Annotated in this window: 11 protein-coding genes; 8 read left to right on the top strand and 3 right to left on the bottom strand. The window is 62.3% G+C overall.

All coding sequences use genetic code 11. The features are described 5' to 3' along the window. Positions 1–66: 66 nt before the first annotated feature. Both AAFX91_RS06935 and AAFX91_RS06930 read right to left on the bottom strand, forming a co-directional pair. The gene (locus AAFX91_RS06935; protein ID WP_394565955.1) at positions 67–993 is read right to left on the bottom strand and encodes a response regulator; all 927 of its coding nucleotides are present in this window, start codon (positions 991–993) and stop codon (positions 67–69) included. Then, positions 983–4351 (bottom strand): ATP-binding protein, encoded by a 3369-nt coding sequence (locus tag AAFX91_RS06930; RefSeq protein ID WP_394565954.1) that lies wholly within the window; start codon positions 4349–4351, stop codon positions 983–985. Before AAFX91_RS06930 ends, AAFX91_RS06935 begins: the two co-directional genes overlap by 11 nt. Positions 4352–4526: 175 nt before the next feature. Between AAFX91_RS06930 and urtA the strand changes: the two genes are divergently transcribed. The 7 genes from urtA to AAFX91_RS06895 all read left to right on the top strand — a co-directional run bounded on the left by urtA (position 4527) and on the right by AAFX91_RS06895 (position 11212). Beyond that, on the top strand, positions 4527–5789 hold the full coding sequence (urtA, locus tag AAFX91_RS06925) for an urea ABC transporter substrate-binding protein (RefSeq protein WP_394565953.1): 1263 nt from the start codon (positions 4527–4529) through the stop codon (positions 5787–5789). A gap of 124 nt (positions 5790–5913) precedes the next feature. Then, positions 5914–6840: an urea ABC transporter permease subunit UrtB gene (gene urtB / locus AAFX91_RS06920; RefSeq protein WP_394565952.1), complete on the top strand. Its 927-nt coding sequence runs from the start codon at positions 5914–5916 to the stop codon at positions 6838–6840. 19 nt (positions 6841–6859) lie between these two features. Next, a complete protein-coding gene (gene urtC / locus AAFX91_RS06915) occupies positions 6860–7999 on the top strand; it encodes an urea ABC transporter permease subunit UrtC (RefSeq protein WP_394565951.1) in 1140 nt (379 codons plus the stop codon). 11 nt (positions 8000–8010) lie between these two features. Beyond that, positions 8011–8766: an urea ABC transporter ATP-binding protein UrtD gene (gene urtD, locus AAFX91_RS06910; RefSeq protein ID WP_130580551.1), complete on the top strand. Its 756-nt coding sequence runs from the start codon at positions 8011–8013 to the stop codon at positions 8764–8766. Positions 8767–8834: 68 nt separating this feature from the next. Continuing rightward, positions 8835–9524, top strand: a complete 690-nt coding sequence (gene urtE, locus AAFX91_RS06905) for an urea ABC transporter ATP-binding subunit UrtE (RefSeq protein WP_394565950.1) — start codon at positions 8835–8837, stop codon at positions 9522–9524. 28 nt (positions 9525–9552) lie between these two features. Further along, entirely contained in the window at positions 9553–10782 is a 1230-nt protein-coding gene (fmdA, locus tag AAFX91_RS06900; protein WP_394565949.1) for a formamidase, read from the top strand. A gap of 88 nt (positions 10783–10870) precedes the next feature. Then, on the top strand, positions 10871–11212 hold the full coding sequence (locus AAFX91_RS06895) for a zinc ribbon domain-containing protein (protein ID WP_394565948.1): 342 nt from the start codon (positions 10871–10873) through the stop codon (positions 11210–11212). Positions 11213–11219: 7 nt separating this feature from the next. Here the strand turns inward: AAFX91_RS06895 and AAFX91_RS06890 are convergent, their stop codons facing one another. Next, positions 11220–11810, bottom strand: coding sequence for a phasin family protein (locus AAFX91_RS06890; RefSeq protein ID WP_394565947.1), 591 nt, complete (start codon positions 11808–11810; stop codon positions 11220–11222). 896 nt (positions 11811–12706) lie between these two features. Between AAFX91_RS06890 and AAFX91_RS06885 the strand changes: the two genes are divergently transcribed. Continuing rightward, positions 12707–13777 (top strand): glycoside hydrolase family 105 protein, encoded by a 1071-nt coding sequence (locus AAFX91_RS06885; protein WP_394565946.1) that lies wholly within the window; start codon positions 12707–12709, stop codon positions 13775–13777. Positions 13778–14007: the final 230 nt, after the last annotated feature.

Genomic DNA, 14007 nt, shown 5'->3' with positions numbered 1-14007 from the left:
ATGTCTCCGCAAGTGGAGAGGTGGATTGCTTCGCTTCGCTCGCAATGACGGACGGTGAAATTTGCCTCACGACTTCCTGTTCTTCGCATTCACCGCGATCGCCGCTGCCGCGGTGCGGTTCTCCACCCCGAGCTTGGAGTAGATCTGCTCGAGATGCTTGTCGACCGTGCGCGGGCTGAGCCCCAGGATCTGCGCGATGTCGCGGTTGGTCTTGCCCTTGGAGAGCCATGACAGCACCTCGCCCTCGCGCGTGGTGAGGCCGAGCTCGCTGGAGAATTCCGCGGGCATATCGGCGCTGGTGTCTTTCGCCAGCCGCAGCAGGAATTCGTTGGCGCCAAGCTTGCCCATATATTGCAGCCGCAATTGCTCGTTGCCGGGAAACGAGGCCATGGTCGTGGTCTTCGCTGCCGTCTTGCCTTTCTGCGCCTGCTCCAGCCATTGCGGGATCGGATCGGGCAGCACGACGTCATCGCCGTCTTCCGCCAGCGTGTCCGATAGCAGCCTCTGCGCCTGCGGCGTGGCCCACAGAATCTTGCCGGCGGCGTTGACCGCGAGCAGATAGCGGCCGGAGACGTCGAGCGCGGCGCGCGCGCTCTGCGTCAGCCGCGCATTGGCGAGATGTACGCGGATGCGCGCCAGCATCTCCTGCACCACGATCGGTTTTGTCACATAGTCGACGCCGCCGGCCTCCAATCCGCGCACGATGTGCTCCGTCTCGGCGAGGCCGGTCATGAAGATGATCGGCACATTGTCGAGCCCGGCATCGCGCTTCAGCCGGCGGCAGGTCTCGAAACCGTCCATGCCGGGCATGACCGCGTCGAGCAGCACGATGTCGGGCGTGATCTGGTCCACGATCCGCATCGCGGAGGCGCCGTCGAGCGCCACCATCACGGTCATGCCGGCGCCGTCGAGCGCGTCGGTCAGGAGCCGCAGCGTCTCCGGCGAGTCGTCGACGACGAGCGCGACGTCGCGCTTCTTGCTTTCAATGGTCATAACTGTGCAGCGCCTTCAGGGTCGCCATGTACTGATCGAGGTCGAAACGATCGACCAGTGAGCGCATCTGCGCGACGAAGTCGGCATGTTCAGGATATTCAGTTCCGATTTCGTCGAGCTTGAGCTGGATCGCCCGGATATAGCCCAATTGCCCGAGGCCGATCAGTTCCTCGATATATTTCACCGGCGGCCGCGAGCCGCTCTCCGGCTGCCACTGCGGCACGGCCACCTCGTCGGCGTCATGCTGCCAGTCGAGCTTGAGCAGCAGGCGGATGGTCTCGAGCAGGCGCGGAATATCGATCGGCTTCATCAGGTAACCGTCGTGGAACGGCTGCGCCAGCGGGGCGCCATGCGCCTCCAGCGCGCTCGCCGAGATCATCAGGATGCGTGCCTGGTGATGGCCGGCCGAGCGCAGCGCTTCCGCGACCGTCCAGCCGTCCATGCCCGGCATGGAGATGTCGAGCAGGAACAGGTCGGGCCGGCAATGCTGCGCCAGCGCTAAGCAGCCGGGACCATCGGGCGCGCTGAGCAGGATGAAGCCGAGCGGCGCGAGCACCTCGCGCAGGAGATCGCGGTGCGTCGGATCATCGTCGGTGATCAGGATCGTCTTGCGCGTGCCGTGATAGCCATAGACGGGTGCATCGGTCGGCGCGCTGCGCCGCGGATTGGTCACTTCCGAGAGCAATATCTTGACGCGGAAGGTGCTGCCGGCGCCGACGGCGCTGGTCACCTTGATGTCGCCGCCCATCACGCCCGCCAGCAGCCGGCTGATGGTCAGCCCGAGGCCGGTGCCGGTCTGCGGCTGGGAGACGCCGAGCGCGCCGCGCTCGAATGGCGCGAAGATGCGTTCGAGATCGTCCGGCTGGATGCCGGGGCCAGTGTCGATCACCTCGAATTCGGCGACCGGGCTGCGGTAGTGCACGACGAATTGCACATGCCCGGCTTGCGTGAACTTGATCGCGTTCGACAGCAGGTTGATCAGGATCTGCCGCAGCCGCTTCTCGTCGGCATAGACCACGACCGGCAGCACGGCCGGCCGCTTGAAGATGAATTCGACGCCTTTCGCCGCCGCCTGCAGGCGGAACATGCCGACGAGCTGGTCGAGGAAATCATTCAGGCGAACCTCGTCGCGGGAGAGATACAGCCGGCCGGCCTCGATCTTGGAGATGTCCAGAATGCCGTCGATCAATCCGGAGAGATGGTCGGCGCTACGGCGAACAACGCGCACCTGTTCGCGCGGTCGCGTCTGCAGGCTGTTGTCCTGCTCCAGCAATTGCGCATAGCCGGAGATCGCGTTCAGCGGCGAGCGGAGCTCGTGGCTCAGGCCGACGACATAGCGGCTCTTGGCGAGGTTGGCGGATTCGGCGACTTCCTTGGCGCGCTGCAATTCGGCGTCGGTGCGCTTGTGGGCGTCGATTTCCTGGATCAGGAGCGCGGTCTGCCGCCGGGTCTCTTCCTCCGCCGCGCGTCGGCTCTGCTGCGCCAGCACGAACAGCCAGGCGACCACGCCGATGATGATGGTCAGCCCGAAAAATACCTTCCACAGCACGTCCGACAATAGGTCGCCGGCTTCAACAGTCGCCGAGGTCTGCAGATAGATCAGGCCGAGCACCAGCCCGACCAGGCCAGCGGAGACCGCGAATACACCGAGATAATGCCCGAGCTGCGAATTGATGCGGGCATAGATCGGCTGCGGCAGCAATTTGCCCAGAGTCTCCGACACCTGCGCCTGGATCCGCGCATGCGGCTTGCAGAGGTCATGGCAGCGCGCATCCAGCGAGCAGCACAAGGAGCAGATCGGGCCGGCATAGGCAGGGCAGGCGGCCATATCCTCAGGCTCGAACGAATGTTCACAGATGCAGCACTGGATCTGATCGAGGTTCTGCCAGCTCCGCTTCGGCTTGCGCGCGATGTAGTATTTGCCGTCGGTGGCCCAGGCGATCAGTGGCGCAGTGACGAAGGCCACGGCCAGCGCGACGAAGGCGGAGAGCGCTTTCGCTGTCGGTCCGAACACGCCATAGAAAGCACTGATCGAGACGATCGTCGCAATCAGCATCGCGCCGACGCCGACCGGGTTGATGTCGCAGAGATGGGCGCGCTTGAATTCGATGTGTTGCGGTCGGAGGCCCAGTGGCTTGTTGACGACGAGGTCGGCCACGAGAGCACCGACCCAGGCGATCGCGACATTGGAATAGAGCGCGAGCGTCTGCTCCAGCGCCTTGTAGACGCCGATCTCCATCAACAAGAGTGCGACGATCACGTTGAAGACCAGCCAGACCACGCGGCCGGGATGGCTGTGGGTGAGGCGGGAGAAGAAGTTCGACCAGGCGATCGAGCCGGCATAGGCGTTGGTGACGTTGATCTTCACCTGCGACAGGATCACGAATGTCCCGGTCAGCGCCAGCGCCAGATCCGGCTGCGACAGCACGTAGCGATACGCTTCCAGATACATCTTGGCAGGCTCGGCGGCGTGCTCGTAGGAAACGCCGTGGCTCAGCGCGAAGAAGGCGAGGAACGATCCGGCCAGCAATTTCAGCGCGCCCAGCACGATCCACCCTGGTCCGGCGCTGAGCAGCGCGATCCACCATGCCCGCCGCGACGTCCGCCGGTCGCGCGGCAGGAAGCGGAGGAAGTCGACCTGCTCGCCGATCTGCGCCACCAGCGAGAACACCACGGACGCCGCTGTGCCGAACAGCAGCAAGTCGATCTGGCCGGAGGGGTCGCCATGCTCGCCGGCAAAATTGCGCCACTCGATGAAGGAGCGCGGATGGGCGTAGGCGATCGCGGCAAAAGGCAGGATGTGCAGCACGATCCAGATCGGCTGCGTCCACAACTGAAAGCGGCTGATCAGGGTGATGCCGTAGACCACCAGCGGGATGATCACGACGGCGCTGATGACATAGCCGATCGGCCGCGGGATGCCGAAGCACATCTCGAGCGCGGTCGCCAGGATCACCGCCTCGATCGCAAAGAAGATGAAGGTGAAGGAGGCGTAGATCAGCGAGGTGATGGTCGAGCCGATATAGCCGAAGCCGGCGCCGCGCGTTAGAAGGTCGATATCGATGCCGAACTTGGCGGCGTTATAGGCAATCGGCAGTCCACAGCAGAAGATGATGGCGCTGACCACGAGGATGGCGGCGGTCGCGTTCATCGCGCCATAGTTCAGCGTGATGGTGCCGCCGATCGCTTCCAGCGCCAGGAACGAGATCGCGCCCAGCGCGGTGTTGGCAACGCGGGCGGCGGACCAGCGGCGCGCGCTCTTTGCGGTGAAGCGCAGCGCGTAGTCCTCCAGCGTCTGGTTGGCAACCCACTGATTATACTGGCGCCTGACGCGGTCTATCCGCTGCCGCCCTGCCAATTCCCCACCTCCTGAGCCGACGTCGGTCTCGCCCGTTGGCTCGCAAATCCCGTACCAGAACCTACGTCGCTATTTTGCGGTGCAGTATACGCAATCTTGCGTATCAGTGCGCTGCACAAATCTGGGCAATCCTCGCCTGACCATTAAGCGCGTTCTCGAACCAGTTGGGGTGCTCATGTCAGACGAAAAGAAACCGGGCCTGCGGTCGCCGCTTCGGCGCAAGCTCCTGATGGGAATGGCGGCGCTGCCGGCCATCTCGATGCTTCCACGCGCCTCGTTTGCGGAAGCTCCGCCAACGTCCGCGGTCAACACCACCGGCCTTGCCGTCACCGATAGCGAAGTGACCGTCGGCATCCTGCACTCCGTCACCGGCACCATGGCAATCTCCGAGACCGGGTCGGTCGAAGCGGAAAAACTGGCAATTGAGCAGATCAATGCGGAAGGCGGCGTGCTCGGCCGCAAGATCAAGTTCATCCAGGAGGACGGCGCCAGCGACTGGCCGACCTTCGCCGAGAAGGCGAAGAAGCTCCTCGTCAACGACAAATGCGCGGCCGTGATGGGCTGCTGGACTTCCGCCTCGCGGAAGGCGGTGCTGCCGGTGTTCGAGCAGTACAACGGCATGCTCTACTACCCGACCTTCTACGAAGGCCTCGAGCAGTCCAAGAACGTCATCTACACCGGCCAGGAAGCCACCCAGCAGATCATCGCTGGCCTCGACTGGGTCAACAAGACCAAGGGCGCCAAGACCTTCTATCTGCTCGGCTCCGACTACATCTGGCCGCGCACCTCCAACAAGATCGCGCGCAAGCACATCGAGGGCCATCTGCAGGGCGCCAAGGTCGTTGGCGAGGAATACTTCCCGCTCGGCCACACCCAGTTCAACTCGGTCATCAACAAGATCAAACTGACCAAGCCCGACGTGATCTACGCCATCATCGTCGGCGGCTCCAACGTCGCCTTCTACAAGCAGCTCAAGGCGGCCGGCATCGATCTGTCCAAGCAGACGCTGCTCACGATCTCGGTGACCGAAGACGAAATCGACGGCATCGGCGGTGAAAACATCGCGGGCGCCTATGCCTGCATGAAATATTTCCAGTCGCTCGACAATCCCAACAACAAGGCTTTCGTCTCCGCCTTCAAGAAGATGTGGGGCGAGAAAACCGTGATCGGCGACGTCACCCAGGCCGCCTATCTCGGCCCGTGGCTGTGGAAGTTGACGGTGGAGAAGGCGGGCTCCTTCGACATCGACAAGATCGCGGCGGCATCGCCCGGCGCCGAGTTCAAGGGCGCGCCCGAAGGCTATGTCCGCATCCACGAGAACCATCACCTCTGGTCCAAGACGCGCGTCGGCCGCGCCAAGGCCGACGGCCAGTACGAACTGATCTACGAGACCGCCGATCTCGTCGAGCCCGATCCGTTCCCGAAGGGCTACCAGTGAGAACGCGCCTCGCCTGAGGCCGCGTCTCAACTCTCATGACGTCGGCGTGGGCCGCAGGGCCCGCGCCACCCAAAACGCACGCGCCGTGCGCGCGCGTAAAGCTGCCCCATGCAGAGGACGGATCATGTTCGGTGACTATTCGCTCAGCGATCTCGGCGCCATCTTCGCCATGCAAGGCTTTGCCGGACTGATCCTGTTCTCGGTCTACGTTCTGATGGCGCTGGGGCTCGCCATCATCTTCGGCCAGATGGGCGTCATCAACATGGCCCATGGCGAGTTCATGATCCTGGGCGCCTACGTCACCTGGATGACGTCGAACGGCTTCCAGCAATATCTGCCGTCGCTGTTCCCTGGCTACTTCTTCCTCGCGATGATCCTGGCGTTCATCGCCTCCGGCGCGCTCGGGATGCTGGTCGAATGGGCGCTGATACGCCATCTCTACAAGCGCCCGCTGGATACGCTGCTGGCAACCTGGGGATTGAGCCTGATCCTGCAGCAAGCCTATCGCTCGCTGTTCGGCGCGCGCGAGGTCGGCGTCGAACTGCCGGAATGGATGATGGGCTCCTGGCAGGCGACCGACGCGATCCAGATCCCGATCAACGGCATGTTCGTGATGGGACTCACCGTGCTGATTACCATCGTCGTCGCCTATGTGCTGTTCTGGTCGCGCTGGGGCCGCCAGGTCCGCGCCGTCGTGCAGAACCGCGTGATGGCGGGCGCCGTCGGCATCAACACCGAGAAGGTCGACCGCTACACCTTCGGCCTCGGCTGCGGCATCGCAGGGATCGCGGGAAGCGCCTTCACCATGATCGGCTCGACGGGGCCGACCGCCGGCCAGCTTTACATTGTCGACACTTTCCTCGTCGTCGTGTTCGGCGGCGCGGCCTCGCTGGTCGGCACCATCGCTTCCGCCTTCACCATCTCGCAGGCGCAGTCGACCATGGAGTTCTTCCTGTCGGGCTCGATGGCGAAGGTGCTCACCCTATTGGCTATCGTCGCGATCCTGATGATGCGGCCGCAGGGACTGTTTGCACTCAAGGTCCGCAAGTAAGAACAAGCAGGCAAAGGTCATGATCATCAACTCGCGCTTTTTCAACCGCACCGAGCTGATCGGCTTCATCGCGCTCGCGCTCCTGCTCTTCGTCATCCTGCCGCTGTCGCTCGATATCTTCCGCCTCAACCTGGTCGCCAAATATCTGACCTACGCGTTCGTCGGCATTGGTCTGGTGCTGTGCTGGGGCTATGGCGGCATCTTGAGCCTGGGGCAGGGCGTGTTCTTCGGTCTCGGCGGCTACTGCATGGCGATGTACCTGAAGCTCGAGGCCTCCAGCGTCGAGAACACCAAGATTCAGTCGACTCCAGGCATTCCCGATTTCATGGACTGGAACCAGCTCACGCAGCTTCCCTTTTTCTGGAAGCCGTTCCACAGCTTCCCGATCACCCTGATCGCCATCATGCTGGTGCCGGGAATCTTCGCCTTCATCATCGGCGCGGCGATGTTCAAGCGGCGCGTCGGCGGCGTCTATTTCGCGATCATCACGCAGGCGATCGCTGCGATCATGACCATCCTGATCGTCGGACAGCAGGGCTACACCGGCGGCATCAACGGCATCACCGATCTCCGCACGCTGCACGGCTGGGACATCCGCACCGATCATGCCAAGTTCATCCTCTATTTCGTCGAGGTCGTGCTGCTGTTTGCCTGCATCATCGCCGCGCAGTTCATCCGACTGACGAAGCTTGGTCGCATCCTGGTGGCAATGCGCGAGCAGGAGGACCGCGTTCGCTTCTCCGGCTACAGCGTCGCCAATTTCAAGATCTTCGCCTTCTGCGCTGCCGCGATCTTTGCCGCGATCGGCGGCGCCATGTTCACGCTCGAAGTCGGCTTCATGTCGCCATCTTTCGTCGGCATCGTGCCGTCGATCGAGATGGTGATCTACACCGCGGTCGGCGGCCGGATGTCGATCTTCGGCGCGGTCTGGGGTTCATTGCTGGTCAATTTCGCCAAGACCAGCCTGTCGGAATCCTTTCCGCAACTCTGGCTGTTCGGCCTGGGCGCGCTCTTCATCGCGGTCGTGCTGGCATTCCCGAACGGGCTCTCAGGGATCTGGCAGGACTACGTCCAGCCGCACATCGATCGCCTGCTGGCCTCGCGTAAGTCGAAACCCGGTAACGGCTTCCCCGTCGCCGACGGCGCACCGGCAGAGTAGGGGAGAGGGTCATGCTCATCGGTCATCAGCCCAAGGATTTCCTGCTCGCGGTCTCCGGCCTCACCGTCTCCTTCGACGGCTTCAAGGCGGTCAACGATCTCTCCTTCTATGTCGAGGATAACGAGATCCGCGTCATCATCGGCCCCAACGGCGCCGGCAAGACCACCGTCCTTGACCTGATCTGCGGCAAGACCAAAGCCACCTCGGGCTCGATCCAGTTCCGCGGCCAGGAGCTGACGAAGCTGCGCGAGAACGAGATTGTGCAGGCCGGTGTCGGCCGCAAGTTCCAGACGCCCTCGGTGTTCGAAGACCTCACCGTGTTCGAGAACCTGGAGATTTCCTTCCCGCGCGGCCGGACCGTGTTCGGCTCGCTCACGTTCCAGCGCGACGCTACGGTGAAAGAGCGCGTCGAGGAAGTCGCCGAGATGATCTTCCTCAAAGATCGCCTCCACACCTATGCGGACCAGTTGAGCCACGGGCAGAAGCAATGGCTCGAGATCGGCATGCTGCTGATCCAGGACCCGGACCTCCTGATGCTGGACGAGCCCGTCGCCGGCATGAGCGTGTCCGAGCGCGCCAAGACCGCCGAACTGCTCAACCGCATCATCAAGGGCCGCTCCGTGCTCGTGATCGAGCACGATATGAAATTCGTCGAGGACATCGCCCACAAGGTCACCGTGCTGCATCAGGGGCAGATTTTGTCCGAGGGAACGATGGAGCACGTCAAGAACGACCCGAAAGTCATCGAAGTCTATCTCGGGCACTAGCGCATGATCCCGGAAAGTGGCGTCCGGTTTCCGGACAAGATCATGCGCAAGAAATAAGGAACACGTCGATGCTCGCAATCTCCGATCTTCACGTCGCCTATGGCCAGAGCGAGGTGCTGCACGGGCTCAACGTGTCAGTCGCGCCCAACGAAATCGTGGCGATCATGGGCCGCAACGGCATGGGCAAGACCACGCTGATGAAGTCGCTGATGGGCATCCTGCCGACCAAGAGCGGCTCGGTGACCATGGACGGCGCGGAGCTCAACAAGCTCGAAAGCTATGAGCGCGTGGCCAAGGGCCTCGCCTATGTGCCGCAAGGCCGCATGATCTTCTCCACCATGACGGTGAAGGAGAACATCGAGACCGGCCTCGTCGTGCACGGCGAGTCCGAAGTGCCCGGGGATATCTACGAACTATTCCCGGTGCTCTTGGAGATGAAGAACCGCCGCGGTGGCAATCTGTCCGGCGGCCAGCAGCAGCAACTCGCGATTGCGCGGGCGCTCGCGACCAAGCCGAAAGTGCTGCTGCTGGATGAGCCGACCGAGGGCATCCAGCCCTCGATCATCAAGGAGATGGCGCGCACCTTGAGGCGCATCCGTGACGAGCGCGGTCTCTCGATCGTGGTCTCCGAGCAGGTGCTGAGCTTCGCGCTCGACATCGCCGACCGTGTGCTTGTCATCGAGAACGGCGAGATCGTCCGCGACGATCCGCGTGATGCTGTCGATGCCGCGCAGATCTCGAAATATCTGTCCGTCTAACCAAGGCAAGTAAAAAGGGGAGCTTTTGATGCCAGAGACACTCATCAAGGTCGATCTCACCAAATCGGCTTACGACAACGACATGGTGCATAACCGCTGGCACCCGGACATCCCGATCGTGGCGTGGGTCAATCCCGGCGACGACTTCATCATCGAGACCTATGACTGGACCGGTGGTTTCATCAAGAACAACGATTCCGCCGATGACGTGCGCGACATTGATCTGTCGATCGTGCACTTCCTGTCCGGCCCGATCGGCGTCAAGGGCGCCGAGCCTGGCGATCTCCTGGTCGTCGATCTCCTCGACGTCGGCCCGCTCAAGGAGAGCCTGTGGGGCTTCAACGGTTTCTTCTCCAAGCAGAACGGCGGCGGCTTCCTCACCGATCATTTCCCGCTGGCGCAGAAGTCGATCTGGGATATCAAGGGCCTCTACACCTCGTCGCGCCACGTTCCCGGTGTCAACTTCGCCGGCCTGATCCATCCCGGCCTGATCGGCTGCCCGCCCGATCCAAAACTGCTGTCGACCTGGAACGCGCGCGAGGCCGAACTGATCGCGACCAATCCGACCCGCGTTCCTGGGCTCGCCAATCCGCCGTTCGCGCCGACCGCGCATGCCGGCCGCGCCAAGGACGACGTCAAGGCCAAGATCGGCGCGGAAGGCGCGCGTACCGTGCCGCCGCGCGAGCATGGCGGTAATTGCGACATCAAGGATCTCTCGCGCGGCTCGAAGATCTACTTCCCGGTCTATGTGCCCGGCGGCGGGCTCTCGATGGGCGATTTGCACTTCAGCCAGGGCGACGGCGAGATCACCTTCTGCGGCGCGATCGAGATGGCCGGCTGGCTGCACATCAAGGTCGATGTCATCAAGGATGGCGTGGCGAAATACGGCATCAAGAATCCGATCTTCAAGCCGTCGCCGATCACGCCGAACTACAAGGACTTCCTGATCTTCGAAGGCATCTCGGTCGACGAAGCCGGCAAGCAGCATTACCTCGACGTTCACATCGCCTATCGCCAGGCCTGTTTGAACGCGATCGAATATCTGAAGAAGTTCGGCTACTCCGGCGCGCAGGCCTATTCGATCCTCGGCACCGCGCCGTGCCAGGGCCACATCTCCGGGGTCGTCGACGTGCCCAATGCCTGCGCCACGCTATGGCTGCCGACGGAGATATTCGACTTCGACGTGATGCCGTCGTCGGCCGGGCCGATCAAGCACATCACGGGCGACATCCAGATGCCGATCTCGCCGGACAAGTAACTCCCTGCGCAACGAGGTGCGGGACGGCGCGTATTTGCCGCCCCGCATCCGCCGCGAGTTTTCAAGTTTGATCGCGCAAGGAGGAAAAATGCCTGTCTACGAATATCTCTGCAACGAGTGCGGTCCGTTCAAGGACATGCGGCCGATGTCCGAATGCGACCTGCCGCAAGACTGCCCGCAATGCGAAGCGCAATCGCCGCGCGTCATCCTGACCGCCCCGAGCTTCTTCTGCATGCCCTCCGACAAGCGCAAGGCCCACGCCACCAATGAGCGCAGCGCGCATGCACCGAAAACGCTCGACCAGTACAAGGCCTCACACGGCCCCGGCTGCGGCTGCTGCACCGGCAAAAAGCCGGCGCGCCTGATGACCAAGAGCAAGACCGGCGCCAAGGGCTTTCCAACCGCGCGCCCCTGGATGATCAGCCATTAGAACTCAGTTAGTGGCGCGTAGCGCGCAGCTCCAGTGTCGGTTGGGTGATCCTGGCGACGAACCCTTCGAAGCCCACCACTCTCTGCCTGGCCAGTTCGCCGTGGAGTTTGCGGATCTTCTCCGACTCGGCGACGAAGGTCTCGAAAGCATGCTTCGCGAATTCCGTCTGAAGCTCAAACATCTTGTCGAGCGAGCGGACGGCCGCGAGCTTCTCCAGGAAGGATAAGGTTTGGTTCAGCGATTTCCTGGTGTAGTCGCTGTAGGCATCGGCGATCGTTGCTACGCTGACGGCGACGGGCTCGGCCGCTACGATGGGGAGGGCGGGGACGGTATCAGTCGCGGAAGCCTCAACCGAAGCGCTTTCGATCGACGCGACCGGTGTGCTGATCGGCTCGTTGAACTGAATCTCCTCGCTGATCTGCTCAGGTTCATTGATTTGTTGTTGGGCGCCCTCCAGTTGGACCGCCACGGGCGCCGGCTCGGGAACTTGTTGTGCGCGGGCTTCCTTGCTCGGCACAGTCTTCTTGCGCTGCTGTCCTGTCTTCCCCTTGCGCTGGCTGGATTTTCCGACCGGCTTATTCCCATCCGCACTCAACATTGGAATCGCTCCGGATATCAAATATCAATTGATCAGCAAGCCTCCGTCGTGTTTGCGCTGGATTCGCGGTTGGGCTTTGTTCTTCGCGTGGCAGTCATGTGGTGACATTTGGAAGGAGGGGCGCCGGCGGCCATCTCGTGCCCATTTCCGGCTGCGTTGGGGCACGGGAAGGTTTGTTCTCTTAAGCACGGCTCATATACTGGGCAGCCATCGCGGCGCCGTCACCGGAGCCCAAGCCCAATAAGAGGTCGCGCGAGTTCTCCGTGGGTCAATGGTCCAGTAGGGGAGTTGGTAATGCGGGGATTGAGGGGTCGGCGAAGGTTCAAATCTTTGACGATGCTGGCGGTTGAGGCCAATCATGTGATTGCGCTGCGGCTGATGAAGCTGATGTTGGGTGGCAGAGGAGCCCGGCGCGAGGCCGAACTCATGATCAGCGAAAAGATCGATGCGGCCGTCGAAGCCGGCACAAGGTTAATGTCTGGAGCTTCGGGAGATGAAATAGTTCGTCGTTATCGACGGCGCGTAGCAGCGAATGCGAAGCGTCTCAGCAAATCGAACTTGGGTCCCCTAAAGCGAACACGGCGCCGACGAAAGTAGCCTCGGCACCGACCAATCGCCGCCATGCGCGTCTGCGCCGGCCGCTGCTGTGAAGGGTTTCGGATGCCGGCCGCCGAGCACGCGGCGCCGTCCTTCACGCGGCCGGCATCCGAAACCCTTCACAAAGTGCGACTTGGCGGAAGGCAGCTCGTGGCGCAAACCGGATTTCGCAAACCGACCCACTGCTGCAAGGGCTGAAAGCGATGTTACAGTTACGATAGCGTTGTGCGGTCGCGCCGCGCTACGATCCGCCGATGGACTGATGGTAGTCAGCAGTTGGGAACGTCAGGAGCGGGAGCATGAAGGCAATTGCACTGGCGGCCGTCCTGCTCACTGCTTCACTTGCGCCGGAAATCGTACGCACTACGGCCGAGCAAGTCGCGAGCTGGCAAATGTCGCACTTTCATGAAGTGCCCCAGGCGCCTGAAACAGATTGGACACGCGCCACCTTCTATATCGGTCTCGCAAGATGGGCCGCGACACCAGGTCAGATGAAATACTTCGATACGATCCGAGAGCTTGGAGAACGCACCGGCTGGCAGGTCGGCAACAGCGACTGGGCGCCCCCGATCTACCTTGCGGACGATCATGCCATCGGGCAGGTCTACATCGCCGCTTATGATCATTTCGGTGATCGACGCATGATCGAGCCGACCGTGCAGCGGCTGGAATATATCCTGCAGCACCCACCACAGGTCTCGCTCGAATTCGACAACGCAGAATGCCTGCAGCGATGGTGCTGGTCTGACGCCATCTTCATGGGGCCGGCGACATGGTTCGGCATTGCGCGCATCCAGAAGGACCAGCGCTTCCGCGATTATGCCGACAGGGAATTCTGGGCCACGAAGGACTTCCTATTCGATAGCCAGGAGCACCTGTTCTACCGCGACAGCCGCTTCATCGGGAAAACTGGCGCACATGGCGAAAAGATATTGTGGGGCCGCGGTAATGGCTGGGTGCTCGCTGGGCTTGCCAACATCCTGCGAGAGCTTCGTCCCGGCGACCCGCTGCGCGAGAAATACGTCAACCTGTTCGTCGAGATCGCAGATCGCGTAGCGAGCCTGCAGCGCCCGGATGGCTTCTGGTCCACATCGTTGCTCGCTCCGCCCGAGGTAGGCACCCCGGAATCCAGTTGCACTGGATTGCTGACCTACGGCCTTGCCGCCGGGGTGCGGATGGGACTTCTCGACGCAAAGCGGTTTAGTCCAGTAATTGAACAAGGCTGGCGGGCTCTGGCATCGGCGACGGTCAACGGCCGGCTCGGCCGCGTGCAGCAGATTGGCGACAGGCCGGACGCCGTTCAGATCACGGACACCCAACTCTACGGGTCTGGCGCTCTCTTGTTGGCTGCATCTGAACTAGTCCACTAACGTCACATCATCGCGCGCACGACTTGCGGCCGCTGCATCATGCCGGCGATACCCAGGCAGCAAAAGCGAATCTCGCAAGTTCGGAGTCATGACTTAGCTTGCAAAGATGCGGGCCGCACCTGGCGCTAAGCGGACCAGGTCTCCCCTTTCAGTGTAGGGCTATCGCATATGGGCGAGGGCGCGGAGAAGGAAGTCGTTGTTCCATCTGGCCTGGAGCATTTTGTGGCTGA

Origin of the sequence: Bradyrhizobium sp. 31Argb, assembly GCF_043638955.1 — a bacterium.
Lineage (GTDB): Bacteria > Pseudomonadota > Alphaproteobacteria > Rhizobiales > Xanthobacteraceae > Bradyrhizobium.
Note: the sequence above shows the minus strand (reverse complement) of the source record. Positions and strands in the feature narration are given on the sequence as shown.